18 protein-coding genes and 3 rRNA genes are annotated in these 25,976 nt (G+C 46.9%); 1 reads left to right on the top strand and 20 read right to left on the bottom strand.

All coding sequences use genetic code 11. The annotated features are described in order from the left end of the window. Window positions 1-16: 16 nt before the first annotated feature. From AC1VYS_RS00105 to gyrA, 14 genes are all read right to left on the bottom strand, one after another. Entirely contained in the window at window positions 17-385 is a 369-nt protein-coding gene (locus AC1VYS_RS00105) for an initiation-control protein YabA (protein WP_184190182.1), read from the bottom strand. Between the two features lie 28 nt (window positions 386-413). Then, entirely contained in the window at window positions 414-1,214 is an 801-nt protein-coding gene (locus AC1VYS_RS00100; RefSeq protein WP_090924595.1) for a PSP1 domain-containing protein, read from the bottom strand. A 114-nt stretch (window positions 1,215-1,328) separates the two neighbouring features. After that, a complete protein-coding gene (gene holB, locus AC1VYS_RS00095) occupies window positions 1,329-2,300 on the bottom strand; it encodes a DNA polymerase III subunit delta' (protein ID WP_482912542.1) in 972 nt (323 codons plus the stop codon). A gap of 9 nt (window positions 2,301-2,309) precedes the next feature. Further along, a complete protein-coding gene (locus AC1VYS_RS00090) occupies window positions 2,310-2,753 on the bottom strand; it encodes a YaaR family protein (RefSeq protein WP_090924593.1) in 444 nt (147 codons plus the stop codon). Between the two features lie 353 nt (window positions 2,754-3,106). Next, entirely contained in the window at window positions 3,107-3,436 is a 330-nt protein-coding gene (locus AC1VYS_RS00085; protein WP_047914178.1) for a cyclic-di-AMP receptor, read from the bottom strand. A 62-nt stretch (window positions 3,437-3,498) separates the two neighbouring features. Next, window positions 3,499-4,146 (bottom strand): dTMP kinase, encoded by a 648-nt coding sequence (gene tmk, locus AC1VYS_RS00080; RefSeq protein ID WP_482912541.1) that lies wholly within the window; start codon window positions 4,144-4,146, stop codon window positions 3,499-3,501. Window positions 4,147-4,591: 445 nt separating this feature from the next. After that, complete coding sequence (locus tag AC1VYS_RS00075) at window positions 4,592-6,379, bottom strand: aminotransferase class I/II-fold pyridoxal phosphate-dependent enzyme (RefSeq protein WP_482912540.1); 1,788 nt, start codon at window positions 6,377-6,379, stop codon at window positions 4,592-4,594. A 187-nt stretch (window positions 6,380-6,566) separates the two neighbouring features. Continuing rightward, window positions 6,567-6,752 carry a sigma factor G inhibitor Gin gene (locus AC1VYS_RS00070; protein ID WP_482912539.1) on the bottom strand — a complete coding sequence of 62 codons (186 nt, stop codon included), beginning with the start codon at window positions 6,750-6,752 and terminating at the stop codon, window positions 6,567-6,569. A gap of 1,275 nt (window positions 6,753-8,027) precedes the next feature. Continuing rightward, complete coding sequence (locus tag AC1VYS_RS00065) at window positions 8,028-8,468, bottom strand: hypothetical protein (RefSeq protein ID WP_482912538.1); 441 nt, start codon at window positions 8,466-8,468, stop codon at window positions 8,028-8,030. 228 nt (window positions 8,469-8,696) lie between these two features. Further along, window positions 8,697-8,813: ribosomal RNA gene (gene rrf / locus AC1VYS_RS00060) — 5S ribosomal RNA — on the bottom strand. A 148-nt stretch (window positions 8,814-8,961) separates the two neighbouring features. Then, a 23S ribosomal RNA gene (locus AC1VYS_RS00055) occupies window positions 8,962-11,886 on the bottom strand. A gap of 344 nt (window positions 11,887-12,230) precedes the next feature. Next, window positions 12,231-13,786 (bottom strand): 16S ribosomal RNA (locus AC1VYS_RS00050). Together the 16S, 23S and 5S rRNA genes form the textbook arrangement of a ribosomal RNA operon. Before the next feature lie 438 nt (window positions 13,787-14,224). Continuing rightward, window positions 14,225-15,340, bottom strand: a complete 1,116-nt coding sequence (locus tag AC1VYS_RS00045) for an HD-GYP domain-containing protein (RefSeq protein ID WP_482912537.1) — start codon at window positions 15,338-15,340, stop codon at window positions 14,225-14,227. A 229-nt stretch (window positions 15,341-15,569) separates the two neighbouring features. Then, a complete protein-coding gene (gene gyrA / locus AC1VYS_RS00040; protein ID WP_482912536.1) occupies window positions 15,570-18,128 on the bottom strand; it encodes a DNA gyrase subunit A in 2,559 nt (852 codons plus the stop codon). A 426-nt stretch (window positions 18,129-18,554) separates the two neighbouring features. Between gyrA and AC1VYS_RS00035 the strand changes: the two genes are divergently transcribed. Beyond that, complete coding sequence (locus AC1VYS_RS00035) at window positions 18,555-19,514, top strand: YheC/YheD family protein (RefSeq protein ID WP_482912535.1); 960 nt, start codon at window positions 18,555-18,557, stop codon at window positions 19,512-19,514. A 73-nt stretch (window positions 19,515-19,587) separates the two neighbouring features. On the opposite strand, the gene gyrB is transcribed toward AC1VYS_RS00035, so the two are convergent. From gyrB to dnaA, 6 genes are all read right to left on the bottom strand, one after another. Further along, complete coding sequence (gene gyrB, locus AC1VYS_RS00030; protein WP_482912534.1) at window positions 19,588-21,498, bottom strand: DNA topoisomerase (ATP-hydrolyzing) subunit B; 1,911 nt, start codon at window positions 21,496-21,498, stop codon at window positions 19,588-19,590. A gap of 90 nt (window positions 21,499-21,588) precedes the next feature. Next, window positions 21,589-21,837, bottom strand: a complete 249-nt coding sequence (gene remB / locus AC1VYS_RS00025; RefSeq protein ID WP_090923610.1) for an extracellular matrix regulator RemB — start codon at window positions 21,835-21,837, stop codon at window positions 21,589-21,591. Window positions 21,838-21,850: 13 nt separating this feature from the next. Further along, window positions 21,851-22,963: a DNA replication/repair protein RecF gene (gene recF / locus AC1VYS_RS00020; RefSeq protein ID WP_464679107.1), complete on the bottom strand. Its 1,113-nt coding sequence runs from the start codon at window positions 22,961-22,963 to the stop codon at window positions 21,851-21,853. A 58-nt stretch (window positions 22,964-23,021) separates the two neighbouring features. Next, on the bottom strand, window positions 23,022-23,237 hold the full coding sequence (gene yaaA, locus AC1VYS_RS00015) for a S4 domain-containing protein YaaA (RefSeq protein WP_272038174.1): 216 nt from the start codon (window positions 23,235-23,237) through the stop codon (window positions 23,022-23,024). Between the two features lie 16 nt (window positions 23,238-23,253). Further along, a complete protein-coding gene (gene dnaN / locus AC1VYS_RS00010) occupies window positions 23,254-24,396 on the bottom strand; it encodes a DNA polymerase III subunit beta (protein WP_464679106.1) in 1,143 nt (380 codons plus the stop codon). Window positions 24,397-24,629: 233 nt separating this feature from the next. Continuing rightward, window positions 24,630-25,976 carry a chromosomal replication initiator protein DnaA gene (gene dnaA / locus AC1VYS_RS00005; protein ID WP_090923606.1) on the bottom strand — a complete coding sequence of 449 codons (1,347 nt, stop codon included), beginning with the start codon at window positions 25,974-25,976 and terminating at the stop codon, window positions 24,630-24,632.

Below are 25,976 nucleotides of genomic sequence, written 5' to 3'. Positions count from 1 at the left end.
AATCCCTACGGTCACTTCATTTATTCAAAAAAGACAGGCAGAACAGACAATCGCCTTCCGTCCGCAAATGTCCGTAATAGACGTTGCAGATATGGAATCCTTCATGATACAGCCGAGCCAAGTTATCGTAACCTTCACCCACCACATCTTCACCTGCAGCTGGACCAGCCGGTCTTGCCACAGGAGCAAGAGCAGATGAGATCGGCAGATCTGCTGGCGCTTCACGCTTAAGCAGTTTGCGTAACTGCTCATTTTCGATGGTAAGCCGCTGATTATCTTCCAGCAACTCTTTGACAATCATTTTTAATTCTGCTAAATCACCGTGCAACTGACCCATTTGGGTTTCCATTTCATGAATGTGCGTAAACAGATTTTTCTTTTCCAAGTTTCCACCCCGAAGCAACCTTTATGGTTTACTTGATAACGACGTCATCCAGCGGAAGTTCTTTGACTTTACTGATGTCGAACAGTTGAACATGCACCGTGCGGTTACCAGCATTAATTCCGACAACTTTGCCCTCACCCATTGAGGTGACAACCAGTTTGCCTACAGCCGGCAGCTCTTCTCTCACGCTCTCATAATTATCATGCTCAAATTTCAGACAGCACATAAGTCTTCCGCACAACCCTGAAATTTTCGTCGGATTCAGTGACAGGCTTTGATCTTTAGCCATCTTGATTGATACCGGCTCAAAGTCCCCCAGCCAGGAGGAACAACATAATACACGTCCACAAGGTCCTATTCCGCCGAGCATTTTTGCTTCATCACGAACACCAATCTGTCTCAGTTCGATTCGTGTCCGGAAGATGCTTGCCAGATCCTTGACCAGCTCGCGAAAATCGACTCTTCCTTCTGCTGTAAAATAAAAAATAATTTTATTGCGATCAAACGTGAATTCTACATCGACCAGCTTCATTTTGAGGCCATGGTCTCTGATTTTATTTAAACAAGTCCCGAATGCCTCTTTGGCTGCGCGCTTGTTCTCATCCACCACACGGGCATCTGTATCGCCTGCAACACGGATAACCTTTTTGAGCGGCAAAACCACATCAGCCTCGCCAACTTCCTTCTTGCCCACGACAACCTTACCGTACTCAACCCCTCGTGCCGTTTCCACGATCACGCAGTTTTCTTTCTCGATAGGAAGGTCTAGGGGATCGAAGTAATAAATTTTGCCCGCCTTTTTGAAACGGACACCCACTACACTATACAAAAAATTAACCCCCTTGTAAGCCAACCCCACTTCGTCTGAAGCCCTGACTTCTTAGGGAACCCGCCGAAGTTATAACCGTTTGCATAGGATTGGAACTCACATGATCCTCCAGCCTTATGCCAAACCGATCAAAAATTGCTCCAGACAAAGCTGGCCATTGACATTAAAACGCAATTTTTTTCTGCATGCCGCGGCCAAATCCATATAGGAGACCCACTGCTCTGTGCTGCGGGTATTTGCCAACTGAGACAGCATGTCTAACTGATCTATAAAAACGATATGTTCATGCCTACCATACTGGACATACAGCATGTCCCTGAACCACAAATGGAACAAACTAAGCAGCATGTCCAGGTGTTCCGAGAGTCCTGTTTTGAAAAGCTTCTGCTGTGCCGAGATCAAAGATGTACTTCCTCTGCCCAGGGACTCCTTCCCTAATTGTAACATTACGTTTCTAATTTCTGCAAACCAATTCTGCTGGAGAATTTCTCTACTTGCTTCCAATCCTGACGCTAAATGGACAGCAGAGCGTGCAAGATTCACAGGATAACCTTCCTCAATCAACGATTGAAGCATTTCCTCCGGATTCAGAGCACTGAACGGCACCATCTGAGAACGTGAGCGAATAGTAGGCAGCATGGCTTGTCCATTATCTGTAATCAGAATGCCTACTGCGGGAACTTGAGGTTCCTCCAGAAATTTCAACAAGCTGTTTGCCGCCTGAACCGTCATTTTCTCAGCTTGCTCTATAATATATACTTTGGGATGCCCAGCTTCCGAACGATAGGAGAAAATACGCTGCAAATCCCGAATCTGATCTATTTTAATGTTATTGCCATCCGGAGCAAGCATCGTCAAGTCTGGATGGTTTCCGTGTTCTACTTTGCGGCATTCAAGACATTGCCCGCAAGCGTCATCCTCAAGCTCTGTGCAGAAGATTGCCTTGGCAAACGCCATTGCTGTCTGTAACTGCCCACTGCCAGATGGACCGCTAAACAAATACGCATGACTGATGGCCTGACGTCTCAAACTGCTCTGTAACAATTGCTTGGCTGCCTGCTGGCCCATAATCTGTTGAAAAGACATACTTCCTCCTCAGAAGCTTAAATTAATAAGCATTCCCCGAATTTCTCCTACTTGTTGTAAAAGAGAGATTTTTCCCTCTTCTGTATCCAGCAATTCATCTGCCATGGATAACAGAGCGGAGTCGATCTCATCAATCAGTTTATATCGTTTACCCCTACCCCGGCGATCCCAACCCCTTGTCTCTTTCATAGATACACCGCGGCGGACCGTCTCTTCCAGAAATCTTTTGACAAGCTGTTTGTATGCCTTCAGTTCACGAATCGTCATGGATCGAGCCAAACGATCACCCTGAAGCTGGATTTCGCTTAATCGGCGATTGAGCTCTGCCTGGGAAGCCCGTTCCCCCTGGTGGTTCATCATATCAGAGAAATTTTTGGATTGAACCGGCTTCGAGCCTGAATCATTCGTATTGATTCCAGTCTGTAGCGGTCTAAATCCAGGATTGATTTTCATGGACACGCCTGCTTTCTATCATCGTTAGGCCAATCGCACATCAGCACAGAGCGCATTGCGCCTGTGCGTAAGATGGACCTTATGGGTTGAGATACACTGTATATATAATGGTAGAAAGATAATCTTATCTACAATTGTATTCTAAGTCGCCTCTCCCAAAAGAAGCATATTCCTTCGGAATAAAGTTCCTTTGGGAGAGAGTGTGCCGGTTCTTGTCATCAAGAAGGGCGCTCCACAAGTGGCACGTATGCATACCGGATACGTCCTTTTACATCATTCGTTATCATCATGCAAGATGCAGTCATGCTATCGATAAATGAAAAACACTCATGGAGTTCATCTGTGCAAACGGATTAGAAATGCTCGAAACGATCAACTGGAAGAACAAATACGGTTGCTCCACCGACTTGGACTTCAACAGGTAGCGGCAGGTAAGAGTCGGTCGTTCCGCTCATCGGTGTAACCGGAGTTACGAGCTGTTCACGAACCTTACAGCTGCTGCGAATGACATTCATCACGGATTCGACTTGACTATCATCGACACCGATCATAAACGTCGTGTTGCCTGCCTTCAAAAATCCACCGGTACTGGCAAGCTTGGTTGCCCGAAAATTCGCTTTGACCAATGCGCTGGATAATCGGTTGCTGTCTTTATCCTGTATAATCGCAACAATCAGTTTCATCCTGCATAACCTCCTTTAGAATAAGCACTTCTAACAAAATGCCCTGTCTATATATTAGACAATTACTCGTCAAAATCCTTCAAAATCCCGGCTTCTAGCGACAAAATCATCGCTTTTTCCACTTCATCAGGAGGCAGTGAAGCATCGATAACTTTGATCCGCTCCGGAAACTGTTGCTGGAGCAGGAAGTAAGCTTCACGTACTTTGCGATGAAACTCCAGGTTCTCCAGATCAAGACGGTTAATTTCACGACCATCGTGGGCCTCAATACGACCAAGCCCCTGTTCTGGCTCAATATCCAGATAGAGCGTCATGTCGGGCATCAAATCCCCGATCGCAAAACGATTGATTGCCCATACATTCTCTATCCCGAGTCCGCGAGCATACCCTTGATAGGCCAGACTGCTGTCTACAAAACGATCACAGATCACGGTTATGCCAGCTTGCAGTGCTGGTTCTACCTTTTCCGCTAGATGCTGACTGCGTGCGGCTGCATAGAGCAGTGCTTCGGTTCGGGCATCCATCGCCGTATGAAGAGGGTCAAGGATGATGCTGCGTATTTTCTCTGCAATCTCAATCCCGCCAGGCTCTCTTGTGACTAGGTAAGGTATACCCCGTTCTTCAAAATAAGAACCGATTCTACCGATCATCGTCGTTTTCCCTGAACCCTCTCCTCCTTCCAGCGTAATGAATTTACCTCTGCCCTGCATATGCTTCCCTGCCTTCTATATTCATAGCTGCATCCATTCGTGGCCATTATGCATTTGCCCAGACCCTCTTGCTTTTAGGATATGAACTTCTTCGCCCAGAGGTGTATAGGAACAACTGCATTTAATAACACAAAAATAATACAAGCTTGTTTTCTTTCTATCATACTATAACGTGGCTTTTACTCCAACAGGCATCCTGTGTCCTTTTTCAACCATACGATTTACCCTTGTAAAGTGGCACAACAATGACCCTTTGATCCCGTAGTGGCTTGTATTCCTGCTTAAGGGAGATATAAGCTGGAATCCGTGGCTTCTAATACTCAATGAGGTTCTCTGGAGTAGTCTTTATTTCAAAATGATCCTAGAAAATTATCTATTCAAATAATGATATTCACCTTCACGATGAACCTGAGATGCCTTTTACTGGCTTCACAGACGAGTACATCTATACCTCAGGCTTCATGATCTTTAATTTCCGATTGTTATGGTCTGTAATCCCCTGAAACTTGGCCCCTGCATCGCGTAGAATTTGAATTCGCTCTGCAACCTTTGAATGTATTCGCTCACCGGGATACACTAATGGAATGCCTGGAGGATACGGAATAACCATCTCTGCTGATCGATAGCCCGCACAGTCTTCGATCGGCACCTCAATCGTATCTGTGTCCTTGATCGGTTGAAGAGAGAAAGCAACAGGCTCTGAGAAAGGTTCTCTTTCTGCTATATTGTTCCACGTGGAAACATAGAATGGTGGGCCATGCTGAGAATCTGGTTTTACAGGCTCTGTTGATGTCAGTAATTGTTTTGGTGCATAGGCAGTGCTGATATGCTTCAAAGCCCGTAGCACATGCTCGGCATCCTGCAATGTCGAGCCAAGACTGAAGAGTAAGACGACGTATCGTTCGTCGCTCATCTCTGGCACGCAGCCGCAGGCTTCCAGTTGCTGCTGCAGCCCGTAACCGCTCAGTACCCCTGTGTCGTCATAAATGACGACCTTGAATGGGTCCTGAGCGGTGTATCCTCTGCGGCCAGGCATCGTCGCCGGAACTTCCTCGCCGTAGGCCGGCTCTTGCTGCAGCGTGTCCGCAGGCTGCAGCCATTGAAAGCGCGGCAACTCCGCGAGGCCGCGCTTCAATGCATTCACGGCAGCAAGTCCTGCCGTGAATGCATCCGCGCCGTGCACATGCAACAGCCGGCGCGACAGATCAAGCGAAGCCATCACCGGGTAGGATGGGCTCGAGCTCTGCACCATGGCCAGACGTTGCCGAAGCAGGGACCGATTCAATCGCGGCCCCTGAATGTGCAACATGGCTCCCATGGTGAAAGCGGCCAGCATCTTATGCGTCGACTGCACTACACCGTCTGCTCCGCAGGACAGTGCAGAGACAGGCAGCTCCGAATGCTGCCCATAATGCGCGCCATGCGCTTCATCCACGAGTAAAGGCATGCCAGCCTCGTGGCAAATCCCGGCAATAGGCGTCAGATCCGCGCCCATGCCATAATAATTCGGCAACGTGACAAATACGCCCTTTGCCTCAGGATACTTCTGGACAGCAGCCTGAACCGCCTCAACCGGCGGCATGACAGCAAGTCCAGATCCAGGGTCAACCCATGGCTCCAGAAATACTGCTCTTGCGCCCGCTAACATCAATCCGTGAATAACAGATTTATGTACATTACGCTGTACCAGCACGATGCTCCCTGGTTCATCACAGATTGCGAGCAATAAAGACAGGTTACCTGCTGTACTGCCCCCAACCAGAAAGAAACTTTCTTCCGCACCAAAACAATCCGCAGCCAGTTCCTGTGCTTCCTTGATCGCTCCCTCCGGGTGATGAAGATCATCTGTGCCGGTAATCTCCGTAACGTCCATTTCCATCATATCCAGATAGGCATGCACCGGTACGACATGTTTGGAAGAATATGAATTCCTCAACGAACCAGCAGTAACTTTGTTTTGTTCCGTCTCTTTTCTCTCTTCTTCTTCATTTCCCTGCTCTTCTTGCCTCTTTTGTTTCGCTTTTAGAGTGTTTCCAACCTCTACAGTATTTCCTATTTCTCCTTGCTGGCCCTCTCCCACCACCTCGGATTGTTGCATCCATTGACGATAGACTTGTCCATTTTTGTGCCCTGGCACATGAAATGAACGCTGCTTCGAATCACGATATGCGAGCAACGCTTCATATAGAGGAGCCTTATTTTTTTCTATATCTGATGTGTTATGTTCATTCATAAGATATCCATCCTGTAACTGTTATTTTCGTAAATTATACCTCTTCGTTCTTTATTTCAGCATACGCTTTCTGCACATGTCAGACAAGGTAATCCCCTCTCAAACAAAAAAAGGCCCCGCGGGCCCATATATAATCAACAATATCACGATAATCATGTCTAGCCTCTACGTGGAGAATAAACCATCCTTAAGCGTTCTTTTGCACCCAAATCTGCTTCATCTGATGAATAAAAAAGTTATACTTCGCATCCTGCGCATCGGTATGAACCATTTCTGATTCACAAGCATCACATATGAATTCAGATACAATAAAAATGCCTTCTCTCTTCCGCTGCTCGCAAATAATACATGTGTGTTCGGCATGTTCTTCCATGAACCATCCCACCTTGTTTTACGTTTACTATCAGTATTGCACAGTTTCTATTATTTTAAACATTTTCATAGTGCTTTCTTTCTATAAAATATATATATTCGCTCCACCCTTAATAGGTGTCTGTACAGATAATATACAATGGACTGTTCCCAGTAAACGTTTATCCTTGAACCTCAGCCCCGTTCTCTTTTCATGAAATACACGGTATTTCCCTATATCGCTTTACGTTAATCCAATCTACGATATAATAACCTTAAAAAAACTTGGAATTTCTGCCGATATATAAGATATGATAACGATAACATAGTCTGACATGCCTCATAAATAATTTCGTCAACATCTTCATTTTCTCAATACATATGTATGCACTACTCTACTACTTACTCGTATATTTGAAGGAGGATTTAAAATCGTATGATCGCCGAACCGGAGAATAAGGCAACCTTTTATCAATACCGCCTTCTAAAAAAGAAACCCATCGCTCGTAGTGTAATATACAGCTACCTGTGTCTTCCTGTTATCATGCTCTTATTCAATCTGATAGCCTTCTCCTGGAACGGCCTCTTCTTCTTTTTACTGGCAGGGCCGATAACTGTCTGGATCCATTATGTCATTGCAAGAACCATATTGCTACTGGTTCGTACCTCGTATACCAAGCGTTGGCACTGGAACCTACGTATGCCCTGGTTTGGCTATATACCAGATCAGCACTTTAGTTACCGTATGTTTGTCCGGGTTCACCTGAACATGAGTTGGATTGGATTGTGTATCATTACCGTTTGCCTGCTATGGTCTCCAATATCGTTCACACTGTCCCTCATATTCTGGCATCTATGGTTACTCGGACCTCGTTTATACGTTATGCTGATTCTCGCTCGTGGACGTAAAGATGGTCTTATCAAATTAAATGATCAAGATGTATCTTATTACTTGCAGTAAATTAGTTCTATTCGTTTACTACCCTTCTTCCTTCTCCAGAAAAGGTTATCCACTGTGGATAACCTTTTCTCCTCTTTTCCTTTCTTTTTTATCCACAAATATGTATTCTCAGGCCATACCCGTTTTGAAGTGCCCCTCAGTTCGATTCACATATGCTAATCTTCTATGTAATGTTTAATGTAATCTTTAATGTAATCTTTAATGTAATCTTTAATTTCAAATTTCTGAAGCCTTCAACTTCTGATGACATAAAAAAAGCCCTCACCCCAGTCGATGAGAACTTAAACTTATTAGGAACATCACAATGTTAATCCGTACACGTTAACAAAATCAGATTCAATCATCTTCATCAAGTGATTTGATTGTTGTCTGCGTTGTTTCATTTCTAGGAACCATTATGGTAAAAGAACCATCATGAACAGCCAACTGCACAATGTGTCCATCTTTAGAGAAAACATGCAAGTTACTAGAGGCATTCGACGACCGTTTGGCCTGTCTTTCCGTCCATCCCCAACTTTTTATCTCATCAAGGTATACCTCAGGCAAACTAGTACTTTCACTGACTCCAGATAATGTATATCGAACATAATCCATATCCGAATTATTTTCGGACTGGTCAGATTTATTCGCTACTTTTGGTACAGGAAAACTCTTTTCATTAACTGCACCTTCATATGAGATCCACATAGAACCTGAAGCTTCACCACATCCTGCAAGGACGAATGCTAGACAAAGCAACAAAAACGAATGAAGTCCCCATCTCCGCCAACTTAACACACACACCCTCCTTTTCACAGCTGCACAATCCAGCTCTTCGGTCAGGTACTTTTAGCATATTTAACATAGTCCTATTATACTGGTTTTATCTCTGTCATCCGTAACAAAAATGTTACCTTCCCATAACGAAGATGTCAGAGCTTTATACCTGCATTAGAGCTATTTTTATATTTTTTTATGAACAACAAAATAAAAACCACCACCGAATTGCATCGGCAGTGGTTCTTTGCTTGGCGGCGTCCTACTCTCCCAGGACCCTGCGGTCCAAGTACCATCGGCGCTAGAGGGCTTAACGGTCGTGTTCGGGATGGGTACGTGTGGAACCCCTCCGCCATCGCCACCAAACGCGATTGGTCGAAGCAATGCTTCTTCCATTCATTCAGAACTGAAAATCATACACACACTCGGTGATGTACCCATTTTCACTTCATTCAGAGTTGTTGTTCTCTGAAAACTAGATTCGAAACGGAACGTACGCGACTAAAACTTGCTATTGGATAAGCCCTCGACCGATTAGTACTGGTCAGCTCCATGCATTACTGCACTTCCACCCCCAGCCTATCTACCTCGTCGTCTTCAAGGGGTCTTACATACTGGGAAATCTCATCTTGAGGGGGGCTTCACGCTTAGATGCTTTCAGCGCTTATCCCGTCCGTACATAGCTACCCAGCGGTGCTCCTGGCGGAACAACTGGTACACCAGCGGTACGTCCATCCCGGTCCTCTCGTACTAAGGACAGCTCCTCTCAAATTTCCTACGCCCACGACAGATAGGGACCGAACTGTCTCACGACGTTCTGAACCCAGCTCGCGTACCGCTTTAATGGGCGAACAGCCCAACCCTTGGGACCTACTTCAGCCCCAGGATGCGATGAGCCGACATCGAGGTGCCAAACCTCCCCGTCGATGTGGACTCTTGGGGGAGATAAGCCTGTTATCCCCAGGGTAGCTTTTATCCGTTGAGCGATGGCCCTTCCATGCGGTACCACCGGATCACTAAGCCCGACTTTCGTCCCTGCTCGACTTGTAGGTCTCGCAGTCAAGCTCCCTTATGCCTTTGCACTCTTCGAATGATTTCCAACCATTCTGAGGGAACCTTTGGGCGCCTCCGTTACTCTTTAGGAGGCGACCGCCCCAGTCAAACTGCCCACCTGACACTGTCCCCGTACCCGCTAAGGGCACCAGGTTAGAACCTAGATACGATCAGGGTGGTATCCCAACGGTGCCTCCACGCAAGCTGGCGCTCACGCTTCGAAGGCTCCCACCTATCCTGTACAGATCGTACCCAAATTCAATATCAAGCTGCAGTAAAGCTCCATGGGGTCTTTCCGTCTTGTCGCGGGTAACCTGCATCTTCACAGGTATTAAAATTTCACCGGATCTCTCGTTGAGACAGCGCCCAAGTCGTTACGCCATTCGTGCGGGTCAGAATTTACCTGACAAGGAATTTCGCTACCTTAGGACCGTTATAGTTACGGCCGCCGTTTACTGGGGCTTCGGTTCACAGCTTCGGATTACTCCTAACCACTCCCCTTAACCTTCCAGCACCGGGCAGGCGTCAGCCCGTATACTTCGCCTTACGGCTTCGCACAGACCTGTGTTTTTGCTAAACAGTCGCTTGGGCCTTTTCACTGCGGCCCCCTCGTGCTATTCACACTACCGAGGCACCCCTTCTCCCGAAGTTACGGGGTCATTTTGCCGAGTTCCTTAACGAGAGTTCTTCCGCGCGCCTTAGAATTCTCTTCTCGCCTACCTGTGTCGGTTTGCGGTACGGGCACCTTCATCTGGCTAGAGGCTTTTCTTGGCAGTGTGAGATCATGACCTTCGCTACTGTAATTTTCACTCCCCATCACAGCTCAGCCTTACGATGTGCGGATTTGCCTACACATCAGCCTCACTGCTTGGACAGGCATCCATCAGCCTGCGTCACTACCCTACTGCGTCCCCCCATCGCTCGTAACGATTTACGGTGGTACAGGAATTTCGACCTGTTGTCCTTCGACTACGCCTTTCGGCCTCGCCTTAGGTCCCGACTTACCCTGAGCGGACGAGCCTTCCTCAGGAACCCTTAGGCTTTCGGCGGATCAGATTCTCACTGATCTTTTCGTTACTCATACCGGCATTCTCACTTGTATAATGTCCAGCGCTCCTTACGGTACACCTTCAACCCTTATACAACGCTCCCCTACCCCTGATGCAAGCATCAAGCCATAGCTTCGGTGGTGTGTTTAGCCCCGTTACATTTTCGGCGCAGAGTCACTCGACCAGTGAGCTATTACGCACTCTTTCAATGGTGGCTGCTTCTAAGCCAACATCCTGGTTGTCTGTGCAACTCCACATCCTTTCCCACTTAACACACACTTGGGGACCTTAGCTGATGGTCTGGGCTGTTTCCCTTTTGACAATGGATCTTAGCACTCACTGTCTGACTCCCGGAAGTAAGTCTATGGCATTCGGAGTTTGACTGAGCTTGGTAACCCTTGCGGGCCCCGCACCCAATCAGTGCTCTACCTCCACGACTCTGTTTTCCGAGGCTAGCCCTAAAGCTATTTCGGGGAGAACCAGCTATCTCCGAGTTCGATTGGAATTTCTCCGCTACCCCCACCTCATCCCCGCATTTTTCAACATGCGTGGGTTCGGGCCTCCAGTGCGTGTTACCGCACCTTCACCCTGGACAGGGGTAGATCACCCGGTTTCGGGTCTACGTCCACGTACTATGTCGCCCTATTCAGACTCGCTTTCGCTGCGGCTCCGGCTCTTCACCTTAACCTTGCACGGGAACGTAACTCGCCGGTTCATTCTACAAAAGGCACGCCATCACCCCTAAAATGGGCTCTGACTTTTTGTAAGCACACGGTTTCAGGTTCTATTTCACTCCCCTTCCGGGGTGCTTTTCACCTTTCCCTCACGGTACTGCTTCACTATCGGTCGCTAGGAAGTATTTAGCCTTGGCAGATGGTCCTGCCGGATTCATACGGGGTTTCACGTGCCCCGCACTACTCGGGATCCGTCTCGGAGGGAACAGACTTTCAATTACAGGGCTTTTACCTTCTTTGGCGGGCCTTTCCAGACCTCTTCGCTTAATCGGTTCCTTTGTAACTCCATGTGAGACGTCCCACAACCCCAAAGAGCAAGCTCTCTGGTTTGGGCTTCTCCGCGTTCGCTCGCCGCTACTGACGGAATCACTATTGTTTTCTCTTCCTCAGGGTACTTAGATGTTTCAGTTCCCCTGGTATGCCTCTACATAACCTATGTATTCAGTTATGAGTAACTGGAAATTACCCCAGCTGGGTTTCCCCATTCGGACATCCCCGGATCAAAGCTTGCTTACAGCTCCCCGAGGCAGTTTCGTTGTTCGCCACGTCCTTCATCGGCTCCTAGCGCCTAGGCATCCTCCGTGTGCTCTTAGTAGCTTAACCAGGTCGCTCGTGTTCGAGCTGTCGCTTCCCTTGTTTTGGACTACGTCCAAAGCCAAAAGTCGCTCCATTTCGATCACTCGCTCCAGCAATCTACCGTTTTTATTGAAACTTGTTGAACACAAGTTCAGCTAAAAAGGAATGTTCTAATTCGCGTTTGTTTCGTTTCGATATCTAGTTTTCAAAGAACAAATCGTTTGGTTCGGGCCGTTCACGGATGTGTCGGTCGAATCAACGAGTTGGTTTGAGAGTTTGAGCTCTCAAAACTGAGCAACGAGTGAGTAACTAGCCGACCTGGCTAGATTTAAAATTTGAATGTCTTCGTTGCAGAAGACGATTCTCCATAGAAAGGAGGTGATCCAGCCGCACCTTCCGATACGGCTACCTTGTTACGACTTCACCCCAATCATCTATCCCACCTTCGGCGGCTGGCTCCTTGCGGTTACCCCACCGACTTCGGGTGTTATAAACTCTCGTGGTGTGACGGGCGGTGTGTACAAGACCCGGGAACGTATTCACCGCGGCATGCTGATCCGCGATTACTAGCAATTCCGACTTCATGCAGGCGAGTTGCAGCCTGCAATCCGAACTGAGACCGGCTTTGCTGGGATTAGCTCCATCTCGCGATTTCGCAGCCCGTTGTACCGGCCATTGTAGTACGTGTGTAGCCCAGGTCATAAGGGGCATGATGATTTGACGTCATCCCCACCTTCCTCCGGTTTGTCACCGGCAGTCTATCTAGAGTGCCCACCCGAAGTGCTGGCAACTAAATATAAGGGTTGCGCTCGTTGCGGGACTTAACCCAACATCTCACGACACGAGCTGACGACAACCATGCACCACCTGTCTCAACTTTCCCCGAAGGGCACCTAACGTATCTCTACCTCGTTAGTTGGATGTCAAGACCTGGTAAGGTTCTTCGCGTTGCTTCGAATTAAACCACATACTCCACTGCTTGTGCGGGTCCCCGTCAATTCCTTTGAGTTTCAGTCTTGCGACCGTACTCCCCAGGCGGAGTGCTTAATGTGTTAACTTCGGCACCAAGGGTATCGAAACCCCTAACACCTAGCACTCATCGTTTACGGCGTGGACTACCAGGGTATCTAATCCTGTTTGCTCCCCACGCTTTCGCGCCTCAGCGTCAGTTACAGCCCAGAGAGTCGCCTTCGCCACTGGTGTTCCTCCACATCTCTACGCATTTCACCGCTACACGTGGAATTCCACTCTCCTCTTCTGCACTCAAGTCACGCAGTTTCCAGTGCGATCCGGGGTTGAGCCCCGGGATTAAACACCAGACTTACATGACCGCCTGCGCGCGCTTTACGCCCAATAATTCCGGACAACGCTTGCCCCCTACGTATTACCGCGGCTGCTGGCACGTAGTTAGCCGGGGCTTTCTTCTCAGGTACCGTCACCTTGAGAGCAGTTACTCTCCCAAGCGTTCTTCCCTGGCAACAGAGCTTTACGATCCGAAAACCTTCATCACTCACGCGGCATTGCTCCGTCAGGCTTTCGCCCATTGCGGAAGATTCCCTACTGCTGCCTCCCGTAGGAGTCTGGGCCGTGTCTCAGTCCCAGTGTGGCCGATCACCCTCTCAGGTCGGCTACGCATCGTCGCCTTGGTGAGCCGTTACCTCACCAACTAGCTAATGCGCCGCAGGCCCATCCCCAAGTGACAGATTGCTCCGTCTTTCCAGTTCTCTTCAGGCGAAGAAAACAAGTATTCGGTATTAGCTACCGTTTCCGGTAGTTGTCCCAAGCTTGAGGGCAGGTTGCCTACGTGTTACTCACCCGTCCGCCGCTAAGTATCAGGAAAGCAAGCTTTCCATCAACTCCGCTCGACTTGCATGTATTAGGCATGCCGCCAGCGTTCGTCCTGAGCCAGGATCAAACTCTCCAATAAAGTATTGAAAAGAGCGATAAGCTCATTTTGAATCTGACGAGATTAAAAATCTCAATTTTGATCTTGCAAGCAAGATCAATACTCACTCGTTGTTCAGTTTTCAAAGATCAAACTTGTTTAGTCACTGTTACTCATTAGTTTCAGTAACTTTTATATCATACCATTTCCGAACCAACTTTGCAAGCTCTTTTTTTAAGTTTCTTTCGAAGCTTGTATTTCGCTTGCCGCACCGTGTAAACTGTGTTTTCTTGGCCGGAATTAGAATATACCATGTATGATTTTCGCATGCAAGCTTTTTTTTATAAAAGTTAATATACTTCAATACATCACAACTTCACTCACCAATGTATATCACTTATATCCTTGATGACTGCTTCTTAAACTAACAAAGACCCTCTCATCGCGAGAAGGTCTTTACTTAATACAATAAATTCGACTCTAACCCATTACTTCCTGAATGTATAGCTGTCTTTGCTGCATCAGGTTAATAATCGTCCCTTCTACAGATACCATCGGTCGTGTAGGATGATCTCGATCCGAGAAAATAATTTCTCCAATCTGGTTATTACTTAGTTTTACTCGAATTCCGTTATGAATCTGTGTGGAGCGCTGTATAAATATATTCACAATAGAAGGATCCAGTTTGCCAAACGCCTCACTTTGAATTTGCTCCAATACCAGATACGGAGACTGGGCTTTTCGATAAATCTTTTCCAATGTCATTGCGTGGAAAATATCTGCAATCGCTACGATTTTGGCATAGATGTGAATCTGTGTTCCAGTAAGCCGTAGCGGATATCCCGAACCATCCACTTTTTCATGATGCTGCAGTGCTGCGAGTCTGGCTCCCTCATTAATGGCCTTAGCCTGTTTAAGAATTTGGTACCCATACTTCGTATGATGCCGGATCTCCTCCTGCTCGGCAATGGTCAGAGAAGAGGGCTTATGAAGAATCTGCGGATCAACCTTATTATTGCCGATATCATGGAACAATCCTGCAAAAGCGACCTGCATCCAATCCTTGGAGGGGAGTTCCACCCATTGAGCCAATTGATACGAAGTAATTGCACTCAGCACAGCATGATGATACACATAGTCATGTTCTTTCATGTTGCGGGGGCTGAAGGTGAGTACATTATATTGTTTTAGATATACAAACAAAACCTCAAGCTGCGTCCGCAACTCATATACAGGCAATTCTGCTGCCAAAGACGAAAGGAAGGCATTTTTAGTTAACGCGACCATTTTCTCGTACTCTTCCTGAAGGGTACTAACCGTTGTTGAGACTATCGTGCTTGTCCGATCCACGCTTTTCTCTGCAACGGCTGTCCCTGTGGCTCCAGTCAATCCAGATGCCCCCTTGGAGGTTGTACTGCCCGTTCCTGTTCTTTCTTGTTCAATATCTACCTGATGAATCATAAAAGCCCTGAGGACTTCCATGTCTTTAGGTAAAATGATTTTCCCCTTTTGAAGCAACACATTGCCACGCAATGTATGCACATCACTTCCTAATTTCAGTCCTGGTTTGACTTCTGACAGGGTGATTAATCCCATATAGATTCCCCTCACTCATCGTTCTACTCTATTTAAGATGATGACAATACAAGACCATAGTCCCGGTTTCTCATGTTATTTCCCATTATATTACTCAGAAAACAGGCTGTACATCCTAGATTTTGAAGCCCCCATCATTTCATCTATACATATCAAAAAGGCCCCCTTAAAGGGAGCCTTCCGTATCCTGTTTCCATCGTATTAACGATTCGATAACAAGATGTTTATGTTATTGTTCTGAACCTGAATCTTCACCAGAAACATCATCTTCCGACTCCGATGTCATGCCTTCTTCCGGATTTAACTCTGTATCGGAGGTTGCCCCGGATTCTGTTGCTTCATCGTTATCTTCATCTGGTTCTTCTTCATTTTTATCAATTCGGCTAACCGTAGCCACGGCATCGTCCTCACGGATATGAATCAGCTTCACACCCTGTGTGTATCGACCCATGGTCGAGATGCCATCCATGCTCATCCGAATCAATGTACCACTGGACGTAATGATCATGAGATCCTCTTCTGTTTTAACCATTTTGAGGCTAACAACAGCACCGTTTTTCTCAGTAACATTAATGGTCTTGATCCCTTTACCACCCCGGGTTTGCATCCGATAGTCGCTAACTGGTGTACGTTTGCCGTAACCTTTGGCTGTAACGATCAAAACATCCAGTTCAGCATCCACAACATCCATACCGATAACTGCATCCTGGTCATCGAGTGTGATACCTTTAACCCCGGTAGCACTACGTCCCATAGAACGTACATTACCTTCGGAGAAACGAATGGACATCCCATGAGCTGTACCCATGATAATCTCTTGCTGCCCGTCCGTCAGCTTCACATCAATCAGGCTGTCATCATCACGCAAGGAAATCCCGATGAGACCCCCTTTGCGAATGTTCGTGTAATCTTCAAGTGGCGTTTTCTTTACTACACCCTGACGTGTCGCAAAGAAGAGATACTTGTCGCTCTCGAATTCCTGTACCGGAATAACCGCATTGACGGACTCACCCTGCTCAATCTGAATCAGATTGATAATCGGAGTTCCCCGTGCTGTACGCCCAAGCTCTGGAATCTCGTAAGCTTTCAACCGGTATACCTTACCTTTGTCCGTAAAGAACATCAGGTAATTGTGAGAGTTGGTTACGAAAAGATGCTCGACAAAGTCGGTATCCTTCGTGTCCATCCCTACAACACCACGTCCTCCGCGTTTTTGACTACGGTAGGTAGATACAGGCAGACGTTTAACGTAACCTGTATGGGTAATCGTGATGATGACTTCTTCGCGTGGAATCAGATCCTCATCCAGAATGCTCTCTTCCCCAACCGTGATCTCAGTACGACGATCGTCACCAAAACGCTCACGAATCTCTTGTAGCTCTGTGCTAATGATCTCTAGTACAAGATGCTCATTAGCCAAGATTTCACGATACTCGCGGATTTTGACCATCAATTCGTTGTACTCGTTCTCGATACGTTCACGTTCCAAACCTGTGAGACGTTGCAGACGCATATCCAGAATCGCCTGAGCCTGGTCATGGCTGAGTGAGAAACGCTCAATCAAACCTTCTCTAGCAGCATCTGTATTACTGGATGAACGGATCAACGTAATAATCTCGTCGATGTGATCGAGTGCAATACGCAAACCTTCCAGAATGTGAGCACGAGCTTCCGCTTTTCTCAGTTCGAATTGTGTACGACGACGAATAACCTCGATCTGGTGTTGCAAATAGTGATAGAGCACTTCACGCAGATTCAGAATCTTCGGTTCTTTATTCACGATCGCCAGCATGTTGATCCCGAACGTAGACTGCATCGAAGTATGCTTGTACAAATTGTTCAGTACAACGCCAGGGTTAACGTCCCTGCGAAGCTCTATCACAATCCGCATACCGTTACGGTCCGATTCATCACGCAGGTCGGTAATGCCATCGATCTTTTTGTCACGTACCAGCTCAGCAATTTTCTCTACGAGTCTTGCTTTGTTCACCTGGTACGGAAGCTCTGTCACGACGATACGAGCTTTGTTGTTGTTCTCTTCGATATTGGTTCTGGCACGCATCGTTACGGATCCGCGTCCAGTCTGGTAAGCTTGACGAATACCTGAACGTCCAAGAATATAACCGGATGTAGGGAAGTCAGGCCCTTGGATATACTCCATCAGTTCCATGGATGTAATATCCGGGTTTTTGATCATGGCCTGTACGCCGTCAATAACCTCTCCCAGATTATGAGGAGGAATATTGGTGGCCATACCTACGGCGATCCCGCCGACACCGTTAACTAGCAAGTTAGGAAAACGAGCAGGAAGGACAATTGGTTCATTTTCTTCGCCATCATAGTTTGGTTGGAAGTCAATGGTGTCCTTGTTGATATCTCTGAGCATCTCCATCGCAATCTTGGATAAACGTGCTTCCGTATAACGCATCGCTGCAGCCATGTCACCATCGACTGAACCAAAGTTACCGTGTCCATCTACATGCATGTAACGCAGGGAGAAGTCCTGTGCCATCCGTACCATCGTCTCATATACAGCAGAGTCACCATGTGGGTGATACTTACCGATAACTTCGCCAACGATTCTGGCTGATTTTTTATGTGGTTTATCAGGTGTCATGCCAAGCTCCGACATTGCATACAGAATGCGCCGGTGAACCGGCTTCAATCCGTCACGCACATCAGGCAGGGCACGGCTCACAATGATGCTCATCGCATAATCCATAAACGATTCGCGCATCTCGACGCCAATATCCCGATCTTTAATCTGCGAGTTCATTTCTTCCGCCATGCTGGACCTCCTTCTTGTCCTTCAACAAACGTTCCAAATCAATCACTTCAAAAAAATTAATATATGTGAAAAGCCTAACAAGGCTAAAACCGCACAAGAACGCTACTCTTTATTATATTACTTTCACAAAAGTTACACAATTAAACGTCCACTGGGCAATAGCCTTTCTTCCAGGAACTTGAGCGTGTCTGGGGATTCGCCCTGCCTTCCTCTGCAATTGCACATACAATGCTAGAAAAGCGGCATATGTACTGTCCAATCAAGGCTAGAGCCGTTCCCACTGGGCAACCAAACCACAATTATAGCGGCTGACAGCACAAATCGCCATATTCCTCTATTATACCACTGAAATCGTCTCTTGTCCTTTGATTTTCTGCATGCTGCCCCTCAGACCAACCGACCAAAACAAGAAAGGACCGATGCATATTGGGTATCCAGCGTGTCTCCAGCAAATGGACCAAAACAGCCATTTTGCAGCGCAGTCGTCATGTCAGTCAATATATACCTGTGACCCGAAAATATAGTCCGCAAACACTGGAACGAATGACCGAATTATTCCCGGCAAATTATATTAAACCGGACCGGGGAACCTACGGTAACGGGGTAATGCGTGTGAAAACAACCCGAACCATGCTGCCCTCCCCTCTGGCTGAAGATACATCAACCGATGCAATAAACGATGAGGGGACCGATGAAGCAACAGTAACAGAAACAGAGATAAAAGATTCAGAACCTGCTCTTTCAGCCATGATTGAGCTTACAACTTATCATCTCCAACACGGAACAGAAGAACGAGTCTTTCATTCTTTAAGTGAACTTGAGAACGCATTGAATGAACGCATTCAGAAGCGTGACTACATCATCCAACAAGGCATCCCACTCATGACACATGAAGGATTACCTTTTGACTTGCGTGTATTAACCCAGAAAAATCCGCGACATAGTTGGGAAACGACAGGTATTCTCGGACGGGTTGCAGCACCAGGAAAAATTATTACCAATATCCACGGAGGCGGGCGTCTGGCTACCTTTGAAGAACTTGTACTCCCGCAACTACAAAAGGACGGATACAAAAAGCTCGAGCATGAATTGTACCGACTTGGTATCCATACCGCGGTCCAGTTGCAAAGCTCTTTTCCTAGACTCAAAGAAATCGGGATCGATATTGCACTAGATGATTACGGTCGTCCTTGGATTCTAGAGGTCAACACACTACCTGGCATCTATGCCTTCGGTCTGCTTCCCGATAAGGAGGCTTACCGCAAAATCAAACGTTATGCCATTGCCTACGGACGCTTGCCCTCCAAAAAAGGTAAAACAAAAAAGACAATATCCAAAGCTTCTAAAGCGCATGCTTCCGCCATCAAACGCTGGCCTGCCAGATGAATAGGTCACACCAGTAGGACAGAGCACTCATAATATAAAAAAGGCGCCCTCACAGGCGCCTCTTCGCAACTCATTAAATATCGAGGTTTTTCACGTATTTTGCATTTTCCTGAATGAAGTCACGGCGAGGTTCGACGTTATCTCCCATCAAGGTGTCAAACATAGCATCTGCGAGCATCGCATCGCTGATCGATACTTGCAACATTGTCCGGCTTTCTGGGTCCATCGTGGTTTCCCACAGCTGTCCCGCATTCATCTCGCCCAGACCTTTATACCGCTGAATGTTGAACTTGGCGTTTTCACCAAGGGATGCAATAATCTCATCACGCTCTTTCTCGGAGCCTGCATAACGGATAACTTTGTTACGCTCAATCTTGAACAGTGGCGGCTGTGCAATATATACATAACCGGCCTCAATGATTTTGCGCATGTAACGATACAAGAATGTCAGCAATAGTGTCCGAATGTGGGCACCATCGACATCGGCATCAGTCATCAGAATGATTTTGTGATAACGGGCTTTGGCAATATCAAAATCATCGCCGATCCCTGTTCCCATCGCTGTGATGATCGCGCGTATCTCAGCATTGCCCAGAATACGGTCAAGGCGTGCCTTTTCCACGTTCAGAATCTTACCACGAAGCGGCAAAATTGCCTGGAAGTGACGGTCACGACCCTGTTTGGCCGAACCGCCAGCAGAGTCCCCTTCGACGATGTACAATTCACTGATGGACGCATCTTTGGATGAACAGTCCGCCAACTTACCCGGCAGAGAGCTGACTTCAAGCGCACCTTTACGGCGTGTCAGTTCACGAGCTTTACGAGCCGCTTCACGAGCACGAGCCGCCTGCAAACCTTTCTCCAAAATACGACGGGATACGGAAGGATTCTCCTCGAGGAACTCCTGAAGCTTCTCTGCAAACAAAGATTCCACAATACCACGTACTTCACTGTTCCCCAGCTTTGTCTTCGTCTGTCCTTCAAATTGCGGCTCAGGAATTTTGACCGAAATAATGGCCGTCAATCCTTCACGCACATCATCACCAGACAGATTACCAGTACTATCTTTGATTACACCCGCTTTACGGGCGTAGTCATTAATAATTCGTGTAAGTGCACTCTTAAAACCGGATTCGTGGGTTCCGCCTTCATGGGTGTTGATATTGTTGGCAAAGGAATAAATATTCTCGGTATAGTTGTCATTGTATTGCAGCGCAACCTCCACCTGAATGTTATCCCGCGAACCTTCAACATAGATCGGATTCTCATGCAGCACTTCACGCTTTTGATTCAAGAAGGATACATACTCAATGATCCCGCCTTCGTACATGAAGGAGTTGGTTACACCTGTACGCTCATCTGTCAGAGTCAGGCCGATTCCTTTGTTGAGGAAGGCAAGCTCCCGGACACGGGTAAGCAGCGTTTCATAATCGTATACGGTTGTTTCTGTAAAAATTTCCGGATCGGGATGGAACGTCACCGTTGTTCCCGTTTCGTCGGTTGTGCCAATGACTTTTAGATCATATTGCGGAGCACCACGGCGGTATTCCTGCTGATGGATATGACCATCCCTTTTTACAGTCACGACTACTTTTTCAGAAAGCGCGTTAACAACGGATACACCTACACCGTGCAAACCACCGGATACCTTATATCCGCCTCCGCCGAATTTACCCCCTGCATGGAGAACAGTCATAACGACTTCCAGAGCTGGCCGTTTCATTTTGGCATGTTCGCCAACCGGAATACCCCGTCCATTATCCACAACGGTTACGCTGTTGTCTTCATGGATACTGATCTCAATATGATCACAGTAACCCGCCAGCGCTTCATCGATACTGTTGTCCACTACTTCCCAGACCAGATGATGCAGACCTTTGGCACTGGTGGAACCGATGTACATCCCCGGACGTTTACGTACGGCTTCCAGTCCTTCAAGGACCTGAATTTCATTCGCATCATATGACGGTTGATTCATAGACATGCCTTTCACCTACTTCTATAGATTCAATATCTTGAATATGCGTTAACTTAAGAATATTAGCAGACACAGAAATTCTCTCTTGAATATCCGCTATAGATCAGGAAAATGGTGCGCACGCTTCTTGAGCGTGGCAGAGGAAATTGGTGAGTAATACACAATGTTTTTCGTCACCACGATGGACTTCGCTTCCTCTTCGCCGATATGTTCGACCGTTTTTTCCTGTTCGGCATGTGTAACATACTGCTTAGATATTTTTGAGGATTTCTCAATCGATATATCAAAAATAGCGACCAACTCAGAAGAACGGATGATTTTTTCACCGCCCAGATGAATGTACATAAGCCCTCACCCCTTAGCGTTCCACCTGTCCGGCATGAACGTGATAGATACTAGCATCTTTAAGCTTGTCAACGTTCAGGCTCTCAATTCCCGTAGCCGTAATAAAAGTCTGTACCTTGCTTTGGAATGTTTCGATCAGCTGGGTCTGACGAAAAGGATCAAGTTCGGATAATACGTCATCCAGCAACAGAACCGGATATTCACCGATCTCTTCATGAATCAGTTCGATTTCTGCAAGCTTAAGAGACAACGCCGTTGTGCGTTGCTGCCCCTGAGAGCCATACGTTTGTACTTCCCGTTCGTTAATGAAAAAGGACAGGTCATCCCGATGCGGCCCACTCAGCGTTGTGCCTCGGCGAATCTCCTGCTCTTTCATTTGTGATAATTTTATCATAAATTGCTCGATTAAGACAGCTTCATCTTCTTCAGCAGCTTCACTGAAGGAGGGAAGGTAGGCTAGACGCAGGACTTCTCCACCTCCGGTGATCCCCTGATGGATGGTTTCTGCCCACTTTTGCAGTTTCTTTATGAATTGTTTCCTTTTTTTGACGATTTTAACACCGTGCTCAGCCAGCTGTTCATTCCAGATCTCCAGCATTGCTTGGGCTGAATCTCCTTTTCCCCATAATTGCTTGAGCAGGTTATTCCGCTGCACCAGCACTTTTTGATACTGTTGCAGGTGATATAGATAGCCCGGGGCCACCTGACCGATTTCCATGTCAAGGAACCGGCGGCGAACCCCCGGTGTGCCTTTGACAATCTCCAGATCCTCGGGTGCAAACATCACCACATTGAGTGATCCGACAAAATCGCTTAACTTCCGCTGTTCCAGACCGTTAATCTTTGCTTTTTTGCCTTGTTGTGACAAGGACAGCTCCAGCTTGACCGCTCCGTATTTCTTGTCGACCTCTGCAGTTAACCTTGACCGGTCTTCGCCAAATCGAATCAGTTCCTTATCACGGGAGGTGCGGTGACTCTTGGTGAGTGCAAGCACAAAAATAGCCTCAGCCAGATTGGTCTTTCCTTGAGCATTTTGCCCAATCAACAGATTGACAGGACCAAACGACTCCAGCTTCAGATGTTCATAATTGCGGAATTGCTGCAGCTCTATGCTGTTTACAAACACGCGGTAACCTCCCTTTTATCCCGTCCGTCAGGAGGCAGCAGGATTGCACCTTGGTTTTCTACTCTGCAACCACTTCAAACGTGCCCTCTCCGTCCACCTCAACGATATCCCCAGGGTATAACTTCCGTCCACGACGTTCCTCAGACTCTTTATTCACACGTACAAGCCCTTCTTGCAGGATGGCTTTCGCCATGCCTCCGGTAGGGATGCAGTCGGCCAGTTTCAAAAATTGGTCAAGCTTAATATATTCCGTACGAATCGATACTTGCTTCATCGTGATCTTCCTTTCGTTAGTTGGTCGTCCGGTAAGGCAGGATGACGTATAAGCTTTGGCTGTCATCCAGCGGTTTCAGGATAATCGGACTCATGACACCGGTAAAGGCAATCATCAGTTGCTCACTTTCCACCACTTTCAGCACATCCAGCATGTATTTCGAGTTAAACGAGATTTTGAGTGGATCACCCGTAAATTCGGCTGGTTCAATCTCTTCTCTAACTTTACCAAGCTCGGAGGAGCTGGAGGATATTTCAATCGTGCCGGAGTCCATCGTCTGCATGCGCACAATGTTTGTTTTTTCCTCACGCGACAGCAAATAAGCCCGGTCAATCGATTCACTTAATTTTTTAGTGTCCAAAACTAGTTCTGTTTTGTATGCCGTTGGAATAATTCTAGAAGTATCCGGATATGTTCCGTCCAATATACGGGAATAGAACAATACGCGGTCAATTTTGAACAGTACCTGATTGTCTGCGACAACGATATCCACAAGTGTATTCTGATCCGGAACAATTTTGCTAAGTTCGTTTAGCGTTTTACCAGAGATCACGACGTTGTTGAAACGGATACCCTCTGCATTATCCAGCATTGCCGAACGTGTAGCAAGACGGTGGCGGTCGGTTGCCACAAATTTCAACTCGTTATCACCCAGGCTCCACAGTACGCCCGTCAGAATGGGTGTCGTTTCATGGGTTGAAATGGAGAATACAGTCTGTTTAATCATATTTTTCAGCAAATCGCCAGGAATGGATACCGTTTGATTCTCTTCGATGCTTGGCAGCACCGGGAACTCTTCCGGGTCCAGACCAACCAGCTGGATCTCTGTTGCACCTGCAGAAATAAAGGTATTGAAGTTCTCTTTGACCTCCATATGTACTTCCTGGGAAGGCAACTTCTTGATGATCTCTACGAAAAATTTGGCCGGCAGTACAACGCTACCCGGTTGCTCTATTTGCACAACACTTTTGTCTCCCTCTTCAAGCGGGATAAATGACTGAATAGAAATATCCGTGTCACTTGCTGTCAACGTCACACCTTGGTGATTCACGTCGAATTTGATACCGCTGAGAATCGGAATCGTTGTACGGCTGGAGATCGCTTTGGATACCTGTTGAATGGATTCGTTTAGATAGCTTTTCATTATGCTGATTTTCATGATTTCACTCCTAGTGGATTTTTGGGATGTTTTTTGGTTTTGACTTGGTTTGAAAAAGGTGTTTATCGAAAGGCCGAAGGCCGTGCTTTGCAACGGCTTTTTGGAGAAGATATCTTTAGATCTTTATAGTAATAATAGTAATAGGGGCACTGAATATGTGGATAAGTAGGGTTAAACCCATAAAATTAAGCCTATCCACATGTGTACACGTTGTGCATAGGCTTGGGACTTGTTCAGGTTGGATTCTTAATTTTTTCGGTTAAGTTGTTGATAACTTTATAGAGATCCTGATCATTTTTGATCGCTTGAGAGATCTTTTCATGGGCATGAATGACCGTGGTATGATCTCGTCCTCCAAAAGCCTCCCCAATTTTGGGCAGAGAAAAGTCCGTCAGTTCACGAGAGAGATACATGGCGATCTGTCTTGGAAAAGCAACCGCTTTTGTCCGTTTCCGTGCTTTGAAGTCTTCAAGCTTCAGGCTGTAGTACTCGCCGACCTTTTGTTGGATGTCTTGAATGGTGATCATTTTGGGACGGCTGGAAGGAATGATATCCTTCAGTGCTTCAGCGGCCAGATGAGAACTAACGTCCTGATTGGTCAGTGAAGAATAAGCAACGACACGAATCAGAGCTCCTTCAAGCTCACGAATGTTCGTATCAATCTGATTCGCGATGTACATCATCGCTTCATTCGGTATATCCAGATTCTCCGCACGCGCCTTTTTACGCAAAATCGCAATCCGCGTCTCCAGATCCGGAGGCTGAATATCCGTAATTAATCCCCACTCAAACCGGGAGCGCAGCCGCTCCTCCAGCGTTGGAATTTCCTTCGGTGGTCTATCGCTGGAGATGATGATCTGCTTCCGTTCCTCATGCAGCGCATTAAACGTATGGAAAAATTCCTCTTGTGTTGATTCTTTTCCGGCTAAGAACTGAATATCATCAATAAGCAGAATATCTACGCTCCGGTACTTGTTACGAAAGCTTTCCCCGCGATTATCACGGATGGAGTTGATGAACTCATTCGTGAATTTCTCAGATGACAAATAAACAACCTTGCTGCTCGGATTGTGCTCCAAAATGTAATGTCCGATGGCATGCATCAAGTGGGTTTTGCCAAGCCCTACGCCTCCATATAGAAAAAGAGGATTGTAGGCTTTGGCGGGCGCTTCAGCGACCGCCAGCGATGCGGCGTGGGCAAAACGGTTGCCCGGCCCAATGACAAAGGTATCGAATGTATATTTTGGATTCAGCATGCTGAGCACGGCTTCTTCCTGAACGACTGTCGGCGTCGGCGCCGGTAGCTGCGGGTCTGGTTCTACAGGTTTGTTCTCCTCGATGACAAATTTCACATCGACCTGTTTACCAAGCAGTTCATAGACCGTCGAACCGACCAATTTGGTGTAACGGCTCTCCAGCCATTCAACGGCAAACGTGGTTGGGGCGGAGATGACGATAGTCTGATCGTTCAGCTTAGTAGCCTTGGTTGCTTTGAACCAGGTGTCGAAGCTGGGTTTGCTGAGTTTGTTTTGTATGATTGATAAAATTTGCTGCCATAAATCAGAAGTATGGCTGTCCAC

Source organism: Paenibacillus sp. G34 (genome assembly GCF_056856875.1).
This window is presented reverse-complemented; position numbering and strand designations above follow the sequence as displayed.

What these genes read in the sequence shown, in the direction of transcription:
- dnaN (WP_464679106.1), bottom strand. Translation starts at nt 24,396, where the DNA reads ATGAAAATCAGCATAATGAAAAGCTATCTAAACGAATCCATTCAACAG.
- AC1VYS_RS00090 (WP_090924593.1), bottom strand. Translation starts at nt 2,753, where the DNA reads ATGAAAATCAATCCTGGATTTAGACCGCTACAGACTGGAATCAATACG.
- AC1VYS_RS00075 (WP_482912540.1), bottom strand. Translation starts at nt 6,379, where the DNA reads ATGAATGAACATAACACATCAGATATAGAAAAAAATAAGGCTCCTCTA.
- yaaA (WP_272038174.1), bottom strand. Translation starts at nt 23,237, where the DNA reads ATGAAGCAAGTATCGATTCGTACGGAATATATTAAGCTTGACCAATTT.
- gyrB (WP_482912534.1), bottom strand. Translation starts at nt 21,498, where the DNA reads ATGTCTATGAATCAACCGTCATATGATGCGAATGAAATTCAGGTCCTT.
- AC1VYS_RS00045 (WP_482912537.1), bottom strand. Translation starts at nt 15,340, where the DNA reads ATGGGATTAATCACCCTGTCAGAAGTCAAACCAGGACTGAAATTAGGA.
- remB (WP_090923610.1), bottom strand. Translation starts at nt 21,837, where the DNA reads ATGTACATTCATCTGGGCGGTGAAAAAATCATCCGTTCTTCTGAGTTG.
- gyrA (WP_482912536.1), bottom strand. Translation starts at nt 18,128, where the DNA reads ATGGCGGAAGAAATGAACTCGCAGATTAAAGATCGGGATATTGGCGTC.
- AC1VYS_RS00070 (WP_482912539.1), bottom strand. Translation starts at nt 6,752, where the DNA reads ATGGAAGAACATGCCGAACACACATGTATTATTTGCGAGCAGCGGAAG.
- AC1VYS_RS00085 (WP_047914178.1), bottom strand. Translation starts at nt 3,436, where the DNA reads ATGAAACTGATTGTTGCGATTATACAGGATAAAGACAGCAACCGATTA.
- tmk (WP_482912541.1), bottom strand. Translation starts at nt 4,146, where the DNA reads ATGCAGGGCAGAGGTAAATTCATTACGCTGGAAGGAGGAGAGGGTTCA.
- holB (WP_482912542.1), bottom strand. Translation starts at nt 2,300, where the DNA reads ATGTCTTTTCAACAGATTATGGGCCAGCAGGCAGCCAAGCAATTGTTA.